15 protein-coding genes and 2 tRNA genes are annotated in these 14,545 nt (G+C 58.6%); 6 read left to right on the forward strand and 11 right to left on the reverse strand.

Features of this window, described 5'->3' with window-relative positions:
* Positions 1-63: 63 nt before the first annotated feature.
* The 3 genes from QWB57_RS01675 (at position 64) to QWB57_RS01685 (ending at position 781) form a co-directional block, all read left to right on the forward strand.
* Positions 64-549: a DUF1249 domain-containing protein gene (locus QWB57_RS01675; protein WP_223629481.1), complete on the forward strand. Its 486-nt coding sequence runs from the start codon at positions 64-66 to the stop codon at positions 547-549.
* Between the two features lie 56 nt (positions 550-605).
* Positions 606-681 (forward strand) — tRNA-Ala (locus QWB57_RS01680).
* Positions 682-705: 24 nt separating this feature from the next.
* Positions 706-781 (forward strand) — tRNA-Glu (locus QWB57_RS01685).
* Positions 782-916: 135 nt separating this feature from the next.
* Here the strand turns inward: QWB57_RS01685 and smpB are convergent.
* Positions 917-1,411 (reverse strand): SsrA-binding protein SmpB, encoded by a 495-nt coding sequence (gene smpB / locus QWB57_RS01690; protein ID WP_288968065.1) that lies wholly within the window; start codon positions 1,409-1,411, stop codon positions 917-919.
* A gap of 59 nt (positions 1,412-1,470) precedes the next feature.
* On the opposite strand from smpB, the gene QWB57_RS01695 reads away from it, so the two are divergent.
* Positions 1,471-1,902, forward strand: a complete 432-nt coding sequence (locus QWB57_RS01695; RefSeq protein ID WP_223629479.1) for an SRPBCC family protein — start codon at positions 1,471-1,473, stop codon at positions 1,900-1,902.
* Complete coding sequence (locus QWB57_RS01700; protein ID WP_223629478.1) at positions 1,902-2,165, forward strand: RnfH family protein; 264 nt, start codon at positions 1,902-1,904, stop codon at positions 2,163-2,165. The genes QWB57_RS01695 and QWB57_RS01700 overlap by 1 nt, the downstream gene beginning before the upstream one ends.
* On the opposite strand, the gene bamE is transcribed toward QWB57_RS01700, so the two are convergent.
* Positions 2,162-2,557 carry an outer membrane protein assembly factor BamE gene (bamE, locus tag QWB57_RS01705; RefSeq protein ID WP_223629539.1) on the reverse strand — a complete coding sequence of 132 codons (396 nt, stop codon included), beginning with the start codon at positions 2,555-2,557 and terminating at the stop codon, positions 2,162-2,164. The genes QWB57_RS01700 and bamE overlap by 4 nt on opposite strands.
* A gap of 145 nt (positions 2,558-2,702) precedes the next feature.
* Between bamE and fur the strand changes: the two genes are divergently transcribed.
* On the forward strand, positions 2,703-3,101 hold the full coding sequence (gene fur, locus QWB57_RS01710; RefSeq protein WP_223629477.1) for a ferric iron uptake transcriptional regulator: 399 nt from the start codon (positions 2,703-2,705) through the stop codon (positions 3,099-3,101).
* A gap of 11 nt (positions 3,102-3,112) precedes the next feature.
* Here the strand turns inward: fur and QWB57_RS01715 are convergent, their stop codons facing one another.
* From QWB57_RS01715 to QWB57_RS01755, 9 genes are all read right to left on the reverse strand, one after another.
* A complete protein-coding gene (locus tag QWB57_RS01715) occupies positions 3,113-4,846 on the reverse strand; it encodes a hypothetical protein (protein ID WP_288968068.1) in 1,734 nt (577 codons plus the stop codon).
* Complete coding sequence (locus tag QWB57_RS01720) at positions 4,843-6,975, reverse strand: hypothetical protein (RefSeq protein WP_288968070.1); 2,133 nt, start codon at positions 6,973-6,975, stop codon at positions 4,843-4,845. Before QWB57_RS01720 ends, QWB57_RS01715 begins: the two co-directional genes overlap by 4 nt.
* On the reverse strand, positions 6,972-7,847 hold the full coding sequence (locus QWB57_RS01725; RefSeq protein ID WP_223629543.1) for a hypothetical protein: 876 nt from the start codon (positions 7,845-7,847) through the stop codon (positions 6,972-6,974). Before QWB57_RS01725 ends, QWB57_RS01720 begins: the two co-directional genes overlap by 4 nt.
* A gap of 269 nt (positions 7,848-8,116) precedes the next feature.
* Positions 8,117-9,004: a DUF58 domain-containing protein gene (locus QWB57_RS01730; protein ID WP_223629474.1), complete on the reverse strand. Its 888-nt coding sequence runs from the start codon at positions 9,002-9,004 to the stop codon at positions 8,117-8,119.
* An 8-nt stretch (positions 9,005-9,012) separates the two neighbouring features.
* Positions 9,013-10,017: a MoxR family ATPase gene (locus QWB57_RS01735; protein ID WP_223629473.1), complete on the reverse strand. Its 1,005-nt coding sequence runs from the start codon at positions 10,015-10,017 to the stop codon at positions 9,013-9,015.
* Between the two features lie 13 nt (positions 10,018-10,030).
* The gene (locus QWB57_RS01740) at positions 10,031-10,726 is read right to left on the reverse strand and encodes a DUF4159 domain-containing protein (RefSeq protein ID WP_223629472.1); all 696 of its coding nucleotides are present in this window, start codon (positions 10,724-10,726) and stop codon (positions 10,031-10,033) included.
* 9 nt (positions 10,727-10,735) lie between these two features.
* The gene (locus tag QWB57_RS01745) at positions 10,736-12,070 is read right to left on the reverse strand and encodes a TldD/PmbA family protein (protein WP_223629471.1); all 1,335 of its coding nucleotides are present in this window, start codon (positions 12,068-12,070) and stop codon (positions 10,736-10,738) included.
* Positions 12,071-12,093: 23 nt separating this feature from the next.
* The gene (locus QWB57_RS01750; protein WP_223629470.1) at positions 12,094-13,728 is read right to left on the reverse strand and encodes a TldD/PmbA family protein; all 1,635 of its coding nucleotides are present in this window, start codon (positions 13,726-13,728) and stop codon (positions 12,094-12,096) included.
* A gap of 148 nt (positions 13,729-13,876) precedes the next feature.
* Positions 13,877-14,545: copper resistance protein B (locus QWB57_RS01755; RefSeq protein WP_288968073.1), on the reverse strand; the 669-nt coding region annotated here is incomplete at its 5' end.

A 14,545-nucleotide genomic window follows, 5' to 3' on the forward strand; every position in this document is an offset into this window, starting at 1 on the left:
TAGGCCTGCGCCGGGTATTCGTCAATCCTGCCGCAGTGTGATTTGCGCGTGTAGGATCAAACCATGAGCCTTGCCTTTGCCCGCCACAACACACTGCCCACACTCAGCCGTTTTGGTTGGTTGATGGGGCTGTATTCCGAAAACCACACGCGCCTGCAACGCCTGTTTGAAGCCGGTGAACTGGCCTGCGGCAATTATGTTTCATCGATTGGCGATGGCTTGGATGTGCACATCGATGTCATCGAGCAGCACGCCTACACCACCGAGCTGCGCATGAGCTACGGGCTGGTGGATCCACACACCGGCATGGTCGATCCTTCCGCCAATCTGCGCCTGTACCACGATGCCAAACAAGTTGAAGCCACCCATTGCTACGCAGGAAGGCGCTGGCAAGACGTCATTGGCATGTATCCACCGCCACAGCGCATCCTCAATCACCGCCTGCGGATGAATACGTTCCTGGGTAAATGGCTGCAATATTTGGCCGAACAGGGGCATGGCGTGACCACCTTGCGTGGATTGGATGATGCGCTGCAGAAAAAATATTGAAAAACGCTTGACGCCTCTGGGTTTACCCCGCAGAATGCGCGTCTTTCCAGCCCCGTGGGGCCATAGCTCAGCTGGGAGAGCGCCTGCATGGCATGCAGGAGGTCAGCGGTTCGATCCCGCTTGGCTCCACCACCTTTACAACTTGTTTCCGGTTTTGTCCCCATCGTCTAGAGGCCTAGGACATTACCCTTTCACGGTAGCGACCGGGGTTCGAATCCCCGTGGGGACGCCACTTCAGAATCGGAACATGCAAGCAACGCGTAAACGGTCACCGCAAGGTGGCCGTTTTGCTATGGGCAGAGCGATGGAGTGAGTCAGCCAGTCGTCGTGATCACACGCTCAACTGGCCCGCCCAGCGGGGCACAGGTTACGCGTCCTTGTTATGCCGCCGCAGCAGGCGCTGCTTCTCGCGGTTCCAGTCGCGCTCCTTGCTGGCTTCGCGCTTGTCGTGGCTTTGCTTGCCACGTGCCAGTGCCAACTCGGCCTTGACCTTATTGCCCTTCCAATACAGCGCAGTGGGTACCAGTGTGTAGCCATCCCGCTGAACCCGGCCGATCAACATGTCGATTTCGCGCCGGTGCAGCAGCAGTTTGCGGGTACGGCGGTCATTGGCTACCACATGAGAGGAGGCTTGGATGAGTGGTGTGATTTGCGCGCCAATCAGAAACAACTCACCTTGCAGCACCACCGCATACGCATCCACGATATTGGCGCGACCAGCGCGGATGGATTTCAACTCCCAGCCTTGCAGGGCGAGGCCAGCTTCGAATTTTTCTTCTAAGCTGTACTCATGACGGGCACGCTTGTTCAGGGCGATGGTGCCGCCGCCGTTTGGCTTATCCTTGGCATTCTTCTTGTTCATTCCGTTATTCTCGCTGATTCGTCCACGCTGCGGGGCAGTCGGCTTGTCTGGATCTTTCGATGCCTGTTATTCAACGTAGTGCCCTTGTTGAACATTCCGCCGCGCACATGTTCGCGTTGGTCAATGATGTTGACGCGTATCCGAGCCGGTTCGAGTGGTGCCATCAAGCCCAGGTAATGGAATCCAGCGAGCTGCGCGTGTTGGCACGACTGGAGCTGGGCATCGCTGGCTTCCATACATGGTTTACCACCGAGAACCAGCTTAGCCCGCCGCACCATATCGACATGGCGCTGCGCGATGGCCCGTTTCGGCAGCTGCTGGGGCGTTGGGAATTTCATGCGCTGGATGAGTGTGCGTGCAAAGTCATGTTGCGCCTGGATTTTGAACCGCAAAGTCGGCTGTTGGGGCCAGCTTTGGCCATTGGAATGCAAAGCTTGGCCGATCGCATGGTGGATGACTTCGTGCGCGAAGCGGACAAAGGTTCACGCTGATGCAAGTGCAGTTGTTGCGGGCTTGGCCCAAGCGTGCCGACAGCATGCTGGTTGAGGTAAACGAAAATGCGTGCGTAGCCGATGCTCTGGCGGCAGCCAACTGGCAGCTGGATACAGAGTTTGTTGCGATTGCCGTGTTTGGAGTGGCCGCGCAAGCCGACACCCGCCTGCATCCGGGTGATCGCATCGAACTGCTGCGGGCACTCCTCATCGACCCCAAGCAGGCGCGCCGATTGCGCGCTGAACGCGCAAAGCGGCGTTAGCGGCGTTTTTTCTTGTCTTTATCCTTGGCCAGATTCGGGCCGAAGTAGCGCACCGAATTTTTAGCCAACTCGGAATCTTGCTCAGGGAAGTAGTCGCCTTCCCAGCGGGTCAGATTGCCGTTTTCAAACCACAGGGTCATGGTTTTGACCTGCGGCGCGCCGTGCCGGCCGATGCGCTGGCTGGCCACGTAATCCCAACGATTGTGGTGGAACGGGTCTTGTACCGACGGGCTGCCCAACAGTGTCATCACTTGATGCTGATCCAGCCCAGCCTGCAGTTGGTCAACTGCCGATTTTTCCAGCAAATTACCCTGGAAGATCGGCTGGCGATACAGCATGCCGCAGCCGCTGACCAGCAAGGTTGCAAGAAGGAGGGGGATCAGCTTGCGCATCGGCAGGGTGTGGGCAGTGGCGGAAGTGCCGATGATACACTCCCGCATCGCCACCACGCTGCCTTTGCCTGGATCTGCGGCAAGCCGTTGCCGCAAGTCCATTCACCCGGCGTTGCATGTCGCATGACATCTGAGGAAGGAAACCATGTCGCAGGATCTTCGCAAAGCGGGCTTGAAGGTGACCCACCCACGACTGCGCATTCTTGAGTTGTTGGAGCATGCCAAGCCCCGGCATATGACCGCCGAGGATATCTACAAGCAGCTGTTGGCCGAAAGCGAAGACATTGGCTTGGCCACCATCTACCGCGTGCTGACCCAGTTCGAGTCGGCCGGTTTGGTGCTCAAGCACAATTTTGAAGGCGGCACCGCTGTGTATGAGCTGGACCGTGGCGAGCACCACGACCACATGGTGGATCTGGAAACCGGCAAGGTAGTGGAGTTTCATAGCGACGAAATCGAGGTTTTGCAGCAGAAAATTGCCGCTGAACATGGCTTCGAAATTGTCGATCACGCCTTGGTGTTGTACGTGCGCAAAAAGCGCTGACCCAACGCCGGTCAGCGCGTTGCACTAGGCCGCTCATGCAAGCGACGCTCACAGATCCAGGCCGCTGCGGCCAGTACCAACCAAGCCGCCAGCCATGGCCAGGCGCGGCCACGTTGTGGCATTGCTTGCCCCCTCCGCGTCGGCGCATGCGTTGATTGCAGCGCCAACTGCCGGGTGGCTTGTTGACGCAAACTCAAGCGCCATGCAAGTGCAGTGCGTTGCGGCAGGGCGAAGTAGTGCAGTGGCTGCGCGATCTGCTGCAAGCGCTGCCAGCCGGCACGCTGCGGCCACTCGGCAATGCAGCGACCGGGGGCCGCCGTTGGGCCAGGGTGTTGTGGCGCAAGCGTCGCCGCAGCGGTTATTGCGGGCAGCGCGCAGACAATGACCCGTTCGCCCACCCATGCAGGCGCCGACGGCGGTAACAGTGGAGCGCTCTCTTGACTGCGTGCGAGCGTTGCAGTGATTTCACTCCATAACTGGGCATGCCGCTCACCCATACCTTGCAACACCAGTGGATACGTTTCAGAAATGGGGAGCAGCCCAACCCGACCACGCCCCAAGGCGCGCCATAGCCCCAGTGGTTGGCCGTCTGTGTCGCTTAGCAAACGCGCGCTGGTAGTGGTCGAATCTGTCACTCGGTAGCTGGGAAGTGCTGGTAGACCGGCAGCCAGCGAAACGGTTTGCGTGGCATCGCCAGTGGCCAGCGCAAACCCCCACTCGCGCAGGCGTGCGCGTAGCGCAGGTGCAGGTGCCGCATCCAGTTGCAACAACACGCCAAGCCCCTTGTGCATGGCTAACGTCAGCGCTCGCACTTCACTCGCAGGCAACGCTTGCAGGCTGCGGGTATCCAACAGCACCAGATCAAACGCGCGCAGGCTGTCATCAGTCAACGCGATCGGCGCATCGCCCAAGGCGCTGCCGCCACCGACCGCGATTCGCGTGTGCATGGCGATTCCAGCATCTTTCGCCCAGCGCCGCAGGTATTTAAGTTCCGGATTGGGCGCGCCAGCCAACACCAGCAGGCGCAAGGGCGTTGCGGTGACAACCTCCATCGGCAGCGGCACGCTGTCTTGCAGCGTGCCGGCCACATCCAGTACGCGCAGGGTGTAAGTCGTCAGGCCGGCCTCGCGAACGGCCATTTGCATCTCAAACCATCCATCGTGCGCCAGCGGGCTGCGTTGCACGCGCTGGTTGCCGGGATCCAGCAGTTCCACCGTGCCAGCATCAACACCTTGCACCCGGCCGCGCACACGCAGCGCATTGCCCACCGCCACGCGAGAAGGCACATGCAATGCCACCAGGCCTGCCGGTAGTGGCGCCGGGATGAAGTCAATCTGATAGCCATGGGCGGCATCGCGATCACGGGCTTCCAACCCGTGGCCGAGGATATGCAGCAAGGTGATCTGCGGATGCCGACGCAGTGCTGTGGCAAGGTCTGGCGTGCGTTCAGCAGACGCCGCGGGTTCGGCTTCCGGCAATGCAATGCGTTGACCTGACAGATTAGCGGCAGCAGCGCTGCGCCAACCTGCGGTCAATACGACCAGACTACTACCAGTCTGGGCCATGTGCAGTGGCGGAAATAGCCCGAAATACAAGGCTGTGGCCAGTGCCGGCTGCAATGCCAACAAGGTGACAAGCGCAAGTCGAGAGCGTTGCGCACGCTGCCGCCACACGCGCGCAAGCGCAAATACACAGGCCAATGCCAGCACACCGGCCGTTAGTACGGGCAGGGTCGGCAGGTTCATTGGACTGCCTCTGCCTGTAATGCATCCAGGTAGCGCTGACCTTGCGGCGTCGCCGGTTCGCGGCGCATGGGTTGCGCGGGGGGTAGCGGCAAGAGTGGCCACAACTGGCGTTGCAGTTCGCTGCGGCAACCGCTGCAAGCAGGATCACGACGCACTGCATCCAATGCCACTTGCAGTGACAAAAGATCGTCTTGCTGTGGTGGATGGCTGTGCAGCCACGTATCAAAAGCTTGCAGGGGTAACGCAGGCGAAGAAGACGGTGAGGGTGACGGTGCGGCCAGGGCTTGCCAGAGTGCACTGATTGCAGAGGCCTCGGTGGTGGCTGTTTGCAGTGCATCGGCCCGTGACGCAATGCCATCACGCTTGCCGCCCATGCGCCGGCTTTCATCTATCGGCGGCAACTGTGGGCCCACCCGCGCAAGAAAAATGCGGTCCGCCTGCTGGACTTGCTTGATATAGCCCAATGCCTTGTAAGCAAACGGTAATGCGCGATCGGGCTGGCCTTGCCGTAACTGCAATTCCGATTGCCACATTTGATCCAATGCTTGCTTGAGAATGGCGCGTGTTTCCGGGTCCAACAAGGTCGCGGCTTCGGCGATGTCATGGGTGTGCCCGAAATTTTCCAGGAGGTGATCAATCTGCCCGAACACAGGCGCAGGTGGGTTCGGTGTTTCATGGCCGTGATCGTCATCGACAGGTGCGTGTTGGTCTTGTGCGGCATCGGCAGTGGGCGACAGCTCCGGTCCGCCTTCGGCTTCCTCACCTAGGAACTGGCCATAGCGCAGGCGCAAAATGCGTTGATCTACGCCAATCGCATCGGATTGCTTCAAGAACAGCTCCGATGCCAGCATGCGTCTTTTTTTCTGTAGTGCTTCAGCATCCAAAATGATTTGCCGTTGACTGCGAAAATAAGCCGGTAGCACGCGTCGCACCACGCCTTCGATGCCGGCGCTTTCCATTTCAGGTTTGCGACTCATGCGCAAAATCACACTGGGGCTGCGCGTCAGTTGGGGTTGCGGGCGGCGGTTGTCGGACACCTCCAGTTGCACGATCAAGTCATCGCCTTCCGCCATGCCCAACGCAGCCAGATCCAGTCGGTGCGCAAAGCGGCGGTGCTGTGCGCCGCCTTGGCCTGTCAATACGAGGCGCTGCTCATGAAATGCAATCGACTCACCGCTGCCTTGCGCCAACGTGATGCGCAAGCTGGCTTGTGCCAGAACCCCATAATCATCGCGCGCATCGAAACTCACATCCCAGTCGGGTTGCCCAACCGTGGCCAGACTAGGGCTGTGCGCGGGCTGTAGCACGTTGACTTGCGGCGCCAGGTCCGCGACCACATCAATACGATGCAGCTTGCCGGCATCCGGGAATTTGCCGTCAACTTGCAAGCGATACAGGGTGGGGGCTGGCAAGGTCAGACGCGCTACCCATGCTGCGCCATTGGGTTGCAGTGGGATTTCCCGTCCATCCAGCAACACCAGCGCAACTTTCGTGGGGGCATGGGAGAAGTGCAACGACCATTGCACGATTGACCCAACCGGAACTTTCAACGTGAGAGTTTGCACACTGCGGATCGGCAAGCCCGTGTACCCGGGTGGCGTGATCTGCAGGTTGATATCCTGTAAAAGTGGTCCCTCAGTGGAATGTTGCACGGCTGGTTGAGCAGTGGCTTTATCGTTTGGCAAATCTGCAGGCCACTTCGCAACGGTAATAATGAAAACCAATGCAATTGCTGCAGACCCCAGCAGTGATGCCATCGGCCACGGCTTGCGCAAATCCACGGGGTGGTCTTGTAGTCGTTGCACAAGACGTTGTTGCTGCAAGCGTTGCAGTGGGTTGAGCGCATCGTTGGACAACAGTAAATCGGCGCTGTCCTCCATGTCGCTGCGATGTGAATTCAAATTGCGTATCAGCCAATGGATGTCGTGCTTGTGCCACAGCCACCATCCGATGACCGCACTTGCCAGTAGCGCAAAACCACCAAGGAATAGTGCAAGGCGCGGGCCCAACAGATGCCACGCTATCGTGCAGGCAGCAGTGCACCACGGGACCAGATATCCCAGCCAGATGCCGATGTTCTGCAGCCTTGCCGCACGCCACGCGTTGGCGGGAAGCAAACTGCGACTCATGCTTGCTCCCCACGCCTACCGGTAGCCAGCCAACGCTCACTCAAGAACACTAGCGCCAGCACCAACGCCAGCCACGGCTGCAGTGAATAAGGGGCTTGTGGATAGGCGTTTGCACCAGTCTGGGGCCGATAAGTTCTTGCATCTGCAGGGATGGGTGCAACACCGGGTGCTTGCAGTGCATCGTGCAGGTGTTGTGGAAATTCGGCGTTCAACAGCTCCGCCATTTGTGCTGGTTGCAGCGGCCGGGTGAAACGCAACAAACGGCCTTTGCCATATGCGATGGCTTGCAGAAGATCAATGCCGGCAGCATTTTGCCAAAGCGAAACAGGATGACGAGACTGCGGCAGCGCATGGCTGGAGTCGAGTATCACCGTGCCGCCATGTGCGACCCACTCCAACAAGGTCGTGGGCAGTGGGTCGGACACAAACCAGACCAGCACAATTTGCTGATTGTTCGGGAATGCTGCTGAGCTCGCCGTGAATTCTGCAGGTGTTTGCCATGCGCGGCTTGCAGCATGCAGATAACCGGCCTGCGTGCGATGTGCTGAATCAGATCTGATTTGCAAGCGAGGCGCGGCCAGTGCGGTGACCATTGGCGTTGATGGCGGTGCGCCGGCAACGATGCGCCAATCCACACTTCGCGAAAGTATGGGGAGCCGCGCATCAGCACCATCGAACTGCGTGGTGGCCAGTACGACTAAAGGTGCCTCGGATGGCAGCTCGGCATCCAGTTGTCGCAGCAAACTGGCAATGGGTTGCGCATCCGCTGGTGGGTCGCTGTCCAGGCTAGGGAAGCCAACCGCCAGCCAATGCTTGCGTGCATTTGCGGGCAACGCTTGCATGGCCACCGTTGTGGCGGCAACCCCAGGCATGACCGCTACATAAGTACGTCGATCTGGCGCGCCATGCAGCACTGGTTTTGCCAGCCATAACGCCAACAGTGCGAGCAATAACAAGCGCACAAGCAGTAGCGGAATATCATCTAAACGAAATCGGCTGCGTGGTTTTGGCTTGCTGCCAAGCCAGCGTAACGCGGCAAAATCCAAAGGCTGCTGTTGTTGCCGTCGTGCCAGATGGATCAGTAGTGGAAGCAGCAGGGCAAGCAGCGAAAAAAGCGCGCTGGGCAGTAGCAAACCCGGGTTCATGGCCGCGCGTGCTTGCCAAACAACTGTCGCAATGGGATATCCAGCGGGGCATCCAGCACATGGCGCACATGCACGATACCGGCCGCATCCAATCGCGCATCCAGCATCTGCAATGCCCGGTTGAACTGCTGCAGAAACTCTGCCCGCATTGCTTTGCCATCACCGGAGACGGTCTGGCCTGTTTCAGGATCATGAAACAAATGACCTCCGGTAAATGGAAAGTCACGCTCTTCGGCGGTTAACAGTTGAATGAATATGACCTCGCGGCGCGCAGCGGCAAGACGTTCTGCCAACGCAATGCAGCCATCATCGAAACCATCACTGAGCACGATAACCAGATCATCGGCAACAATGCGCTCCCAGACTGGGTTCAAACGCTCACCCTGCGGGAAGCGCGCCTGTGCTGTCAGCGAATGCAGTGACAACCAGAGACGGTCGCGCTGGCGCGGGCCGCTGCTGGCAGGGAGTAATTGCACGCCATCTTCACGCAATGCAATCAACCCGAAGTGGTCACCTTGCCGCAAAGCCAGTTCAACAACGCAGGCGGCCAGACTTTTGGCGGCCTGCAGACGTGAAAACCCGGGCTTTGCTTGATCGGCTTGCGCCATCGAAGCACTGGCGTCGAGCAGTAACCACACGGTCAATGGGCTTTCACGTTCGGCCTCGCGTACAAAAAAACGATCCGAGCGTGCGTACAGCTTCCAGTCGATCTGGCGCAACTCATCGCCAGGCTCATAGCTGCGATATTGCGAAAACTCGAGCCCGGCGCCACGGTTGTGGCTGGCATGCAATCCAATCCCTTGCGCTGCACGGGTGCGCTGTGCCTGTAATCGCAGTTCGTTCAGACGACTGCGTACATCCGGTGGAATCAAAGCCTCTGGCATGCGTTGCATCAGGTGGCGGGGTAGGGCACTGCACGCAGTAAAACTGCGATCACATCATCCGCCTGTTTCTGTTCGGCTTCCGCCGCAAACGAGAGCAACAAGCGATGGCGCATGACCGGGGAGGCCAGTGCAATCACATCCTCCCGGGTTGCGGCAAAACGACCATGCAGTAGCGCCCGTGCTTTGGCTGCCAGAACTAGGGATTGCCCAGCACGCGGGCCAGCACCCCAGCGCACATACTTGCGCACATCGTCGGTTGCCAACGCATCGCCGGGGCGGCTCGCGCGTACCAGCCGGTTGATCCATGTGAGCAAGTCGCTGCCTACATGCACATCCCGCACATGGGCTTGCAGTGCAAGAACCGCCGCGCCCTCCATCACGTTGGGCACCTGGCCACCATGGTTGCCGGTAGTTTGGCTGAGGATGTCGCGCTCTTCCTGTTCACTTGGGTAGCCCACGCGCACATGCAACAAGAAGCGATCCAGCTGCGCTTCCGGTAGTGGGTAGGTACCTGCCTGCTCCAGTGGATTTTGTGTAGCCAAAACAAAAAATGGGGCTGGCAAGGCATAGGTGGTACCGGCGTAGCTGACAGTGCCCTCTGACATGGCTTCCAGTAGCGCAGCCTGCGTTTTTGGGGGCGTGCGGTTGAGCTCATCTGCTAACAGCAGGTGCGTGAAAATCGGCCCTTTCTGGAATCGAAATGCACGCTTGCCCGTCCCGTGATCTTCTTCCAGCAACTCGGTACCCAGAATGTCACTTGGCATGAGATCCGGGGTGAATTGCACACGCCTGAAGTCCAGGGACAGTGCTTGCCCCAGTGAACGCACCAATAAGGTTTTACCTAACCCCGGCACGCCTTCCAGCAAGCAATGGCCACCGGCCAGCAAGCCAATCAGAAGTTGCTCCACTACGTCATGCTGGCCCACGATGACATGCGCAATGGCGTCGCGCAGCTGACTTAGCTGCGCAAGATGTTGCTGCATCATGGCTTCATTGCGGGTGTTCGCATTCATCCGGATTCCGTGCTCAAGAGGTCAACGCATACATCACGATATTGACCGCAAACTTCGTGTTGTCTTCCGCCAAGAAGCGCTTGTTGCGCCAGTCGTAATCCCATTCGCAACCATAGTCTTTATTGCTATACAGCACGCCCATCCGGCCATTCACTTCAATACTGCGCAAGTAGTCATGTACCAAGTCATCGCCCCAGCCGTTGAGCTCGAAACCGGTGGCTGGCGGGCCGTCCGGGAATTTGAAGAAACTTGAAAATAGCGGGTGCGTGTTGGGCAGTTTTTTGAGTGCCGACTTGCCGAAGATACTGGCCATCTGCGCTTCAAACGATTTGGCAAACAAGCCATCGATGTCGTGGTTGCAATCATCCACCAGTACAAAGCCGCCATTGCGCACATAACGTTCAAAGTTGCGGCGTTCAGCAGGGTTGAATTCCACCAGCTTGTGGCCGGCCAGATAGCAAAACGGAGCTGCCAGCAGCTTCGGGTCTGCCAATGCGACGACATGCTCCCTGGGGTCAACCCGCAAATTGGTGTAGTCAATCAGCGCAGTGATCAGATTGGATGGCATGCGTGCATCCACATCCCAATCACCGGAATCATATCTGAGCCGGGTGAAGTGGAAATCGAACCGGCTGGCAGCACGCACCGACGGCAACAACAGTGCCGCCGATGCGCCCAGCGCCAAACGCAAGAACTCGGCGCGGGTCACGCCACGTCCTTACACCGCATCCGACAGTGATGTGAAGGTGAAATCACGCAACCGCATCGGTGGGATCATCATCACCATGCTGGATTCATCACCCGCCACTCGTACCGGCTTGCCCAGCTCATCAATGTTGTTGAGCATGATGACTGGGGATTCGTTGAAGCGGAAATTCTTGACCGGGTATTTGATCTCGCCATTTTCGATGTAGAAGGTGCCATCGCGAGTCAGCCCGGTCAGCAGCACGGTCTGCGGATCCACCATGCGGATATACCAGGTGCGTGTCAGCAAAATGCCCTTGCTGGTGCCTTTGACCAAATCGGCAATTGACTTGTCGCCACCACGCATCAACAGATTGCCTGGACGCGCATTGGGCTGTTTGCCTTGCTTTTGTGCCCAAAAGCGCGAATACGACAAATTGGCAATTTTTCCATTCTGGATGATCGGCAGTTTGGTGCGTGGCATGCCCTCGCCATCCCACGGCATCACCGGTGCCTCGGGGTGCCAGGGGTCGGCAACGAGATTGACCTGTGGATCAAATACCAACTCCCCCAATTTGTTGCCACCACCTTTCTTCGACAGGAAGCTGCGACCTTCATCCGCACTGCGTGCATCAAAGAAATTCATCATGAAGCTGATCAGGCCTGCGGCGGCGGCGGGCTCCAGGATCACGGTGTATTTGCCAGGCTCCAGCGCTTTGGCCTCCCGTGAGGCGAGTGCCTTGCGCTTGGCGATCTCGATGTCATGGCTGGCCTTGAATGTGGCGGCATCTTCCAGGGCATGACCTACCCAGCCTGAGCCACGTCCATCCTCGGTGCGCACCGTGCAGGTGTAGTTGAAGCCGGTTGCTTGCTGATAACCGAAATTGCCTTTGCTGTTGGCGAATGCCACAAAGCTTTGGCCGTCTTCCAGAAAGCCAGCTGCAATCAGCTTTTCCGCTTTGCAGGGGTTGATGGAGTCTGCCGCAACCTGCGCACGAAACTCCGGGGTAATCGCCGCCGTATTCGCGTTGAAGGTGTTGCTGGGCGTATAGGTTTGCTTGTCGATGATGGGCATGAACTCGGGGTTTTCCGGTGCCAACCGTGCCAGGTCTTCGGCACGACGTACCACGCGCTGCAACGCGGCATCATCGAACTCGTTGATGCTGGCCATGCCACTGCGCTTACCAAATGCAACAGCCACGGACAGACTGGTGTCGGTGACTACACCGCTGGTAGAAATGTTGTTCAGGGCAAAACGGATGTTGCCTTCGATGGAACCTTGCAAGGTGGCGGTGCATTCATCGGCCTTGGATAGCGCGATGACCTTGTCCAAAATGGTCTTGGCTTGCGCTTCGGTGAGGATACTCATGGGTCTTGCTCTCCTTGCGCCGATCAGCCGAGGCTGCGAGCAGTGTTGATGACGTTGATGCCGTTGAAACGTGCGGTGGCCGAGCCATGCGAGACAGCCGACACTTGCCCCGGTTGCCCCTTGCCGTCGAAGAACGAGCCGCCCAGCCGGTAGTCGCTTTGATCGCAGACGGCAGCGCAGGCATTCCAGAATTCCGGTGTACGGATCTGATAAGCCACATCCTCAATTTGCCCGGTGATCTTGCCGTTCTTGATTTCATAGAACAGCTGACCGCCAAATTGCGCGTTATAGCGCTGTTGGTCAATCGAGAACGAGCCATCACCAATGATGTAGATGCCATTCTCCACACCCTTGATCATCTCGGCCGGGCTGAGCTTGTCGCTGCCTGCTTTCAGCGACACATTGGCCATCCGTTGGAACTGCACGCTGCTCCAGGAGTCGGCATAGCAACAGCCATCGGATTCGGTTTTGCCCAGGATGTGCGCTTGATCGCGAATGGTTTGGTAATCCACCAACTTGCCGGCTTTGATCAGATCCCATTGCTTGCACTTCACGCCCTCATCGTCCCAACCCACTGCACCCAACGAGCCAGGCTGGGTCTTGTCGGCAACGATGTTGACCTTGTCGCTGCCGTATTGGAAATGCGCCTCGCGCTTGTCCATGGTGGCAAAACTGGTACCGGCATAATTGGCCTCGTAGCCCAGCACACGGTCCAGTTCCAAGGGGTGGCCCACGGACTCATGGATGGTCAGCCAAGTGTGCGAAGGATCCAGCACCAAATCATATTTGCCGGGCTTGACCGATTTGGCCATCAGTTTTTCTTTGACCTGTTTTGCCGCCGCAATGGCATCGGCCTTCATGTCATAGGCATTGCGATAGACCACCGCACCACCTGGCAACTCAAACCGCTCGGCCGGATCCGGTTCCAGGTATTCATAGCCCATGCCGCGTGGCGAGGACAGGCCGGCACGTGAGCGGAACTTGCCGCTGGCTTTGTCGATGACGGTAACCCCCATCGGTGCCCAGATGCGGTGCACATCCTGGTCGATGTAAGAGCCATCGGTGCTGGCAAAATATTTTTGTTCGTTGATTGCAAACAGGGTGGAGTTGACGAAGCTGGCACCTGCCGCCATCGCCGCCGCATTCACGCCCAACAACAGATCTGCTTTTTCTTTGATCGGTACAGCCATCGCGTTTTTGCGAATGGGGGTTTTCCATGCCACTTCACCATAGCTGGGCGCTTTCGCCAGTTGCACCGGCACGGTTTGGAACTTGGCATTGGCCTTGGCAATCGCGGCGGCCTGTTGTGCGGCGCGCACAACACCAGCTTGGGACAGCTCATTGGTAGCGGCAAAACCCCACGCGCCATTGGCGATGACGCGAATGCCCACCCCGGTGGACTCGCCATTCATCACACCTTGCACCTTGTTCTCACGGGTCATCACCGCTTGTCGCAGATAGCGGCCAATACGCACATCGCAGTAGCTGGCGCCTGCAGCCTTGGCGGCGCTCAGTGCGTCATCAGCCAAGCGCTTTTTCAATGCCGGATCGATGGTTTCCAGTAATTGCTCGGCAGCAATGGCGTTGCCAAAGAATGAAGGCAACAATAAGCCGCCAGCGGTAAGCCCAGATAGGGCAAGAAATTCACGACGATGCAAGGCAGTTCTCCACCAGTTGAGCCCCGCAGGGCAGGAGGTCGATCTGGGGTGACGCGTCCGGCAGTCCCCGCCTGATTCTCACCGGTAAAAACGCAAACCTGCATATGCCTTTTGTCATGTGGCTGGTGAATTGCGGGACGATGCGGGTTCAAAACCAGAACCGCAAGCCCGCCACCCAGCCGCTTTCGTTCGCGGTGCCGCCGGCCGCTTCGGCTAGAGATGCGGTGCGCCCATGTTTTTGCGCCCATGCATAGCCAATGTACGGTGCAAACTCGCGCCGGATTTCATAGCGCAGACGCAGCCCGGCCGAGGTTTCCGACAGCCCTGCGCCGATTCCCCGCGTGCGATCATCCCGGCCATGGAAACTGGCTTCGATGCGGGGTTGCAACATCAGTTTGTTGGTCAGCAGCATTTCGTACTCGGCTTCCGCGTGCAGCAGACTGCGACCGCCACTACCCAGATAAGCGGTGGCCTGCACCTCGAATTTGTAGGGCGCAAGTCCCTGCACACCCACGGCCAACCAATCGCGGGCCGGCCCGTGACCGCTGTCATGGCGCACGCCGGCCACTACATCCCACCACGCATTCACGGGCTTGCCCCACAACGCTTCCAGACGGGCGCTGGTTTTGCCGTGGGTGCGCTCGCCTTCGCTGCGCAGCCAAAGCCGGCCACGGTCATGCCCAATCCACGCGTTGCCTGACCAAGCCAAGGCATCGGCTTGTGTCCATTCGAAACGGTTGGCCTGCAGCATCCACAGCAACGGATCGGCGTGGTCGTGATGGCTGTGCAGCAGCGGGAACGCGGCAGCGCGATCGGC

The organism is uncultured Thermomonas sp., from assembly GCF_937872235.1.
GTDB lineage: Bacteria > Pseudomonadota > Gammaproteobacteria > Xanthomonadales > Xanthomonadaceae > Thermomonas > Thermomonas beijingensis.

Excerpts from the sequence above, each read along its gene's own strand:
- QWB57_RS01675 (WP_223629481.1), top strand. The coding sequence starts at position 64 with ATGAGCCTTGCCTTTGCCCGCCACAACACACTGCCCACACTCAGCCGT.
- smpB (WP_288968065.1), bottom strand. The coding sequence starts at position 1,411 with ATGAACAAGAAGAATGCCAAGGATAAGCCAAACGGCGGCGGCACCATC.
- QWB57_RS01695 (WP_223629479.1), top strand. The coding sequence starts at position 1,471 with ATGCCTGTTATTCAACGTAGTGCCCTTGTTGAACATTCCGCCGCGCAC.
- QWB57_RS01700 (WP_223629478.1), top strand. The coding sequence starts at position 1,902 with ATGCAAGTGCAGTTGTTGCGGGCTTGGCCCAAGCGTGCCGACAGCATG.
- bamE (WP_223629539.1), bottom strand. The coding sequence starts at position 2,557 with ATGCGCAAGCTGATCCCCCTCCTTCTTGCAACCTTGCTGGTCAGCGGC.
- fur (WP_223629477.1), top strand. The coding sequence starts at position 2,703 with ATGTCGCAGGATCTTCGCAAAGCGGGCTTGAAGGTGACCCACCCACGA.
- QWB57_RS01715 (WP_288968068.1), bottom strand. The coding sequence starts at position 4,846 with ATGAACCTGCCGACCCTGCCCGTACTAACGGCCGGTGTGCTGGCATTG.
- QWB57_RS01720 (WP_288968070.1), bottom strand. The coding sequence starts at position 6,975 with ATGAGTCGCAGTTTGCTTCCCGCCAACGCGTGGCGTGCGGCAAGGCTG.
- QWB57_RS01725 (WP_223629543.1), bottom strand. The coding sequence starts at position 7,847 with ATGCCTGGGGTTGCCGCCACAACGGTGGCCATGCAAGCGTTGCCCGCA.
- QWB57_RS01730 (WP_223629474.1), bottom strand. The coding sequence starts at position 9,004 with ATGCCAGAGGCTTTGATTCCACCGGATGTACGCAGTCGTCTGAACGAA.
- QWB57_RS01735 (WP_223629473.1), bottom strand. The coding sequence starts at position 10,017 with ATGAATGCGAACACCCGCAATGAAGCCATGATGCAGCAACATCTTGCG.
- QWB57_RS01745 (WP_223629471.1), bottom strand. The coding sequence starts at position 12,070 with ATGAGTATCCTCACCGAAGCGCAAGCCAAGACCATTTTGGACAAGGTC.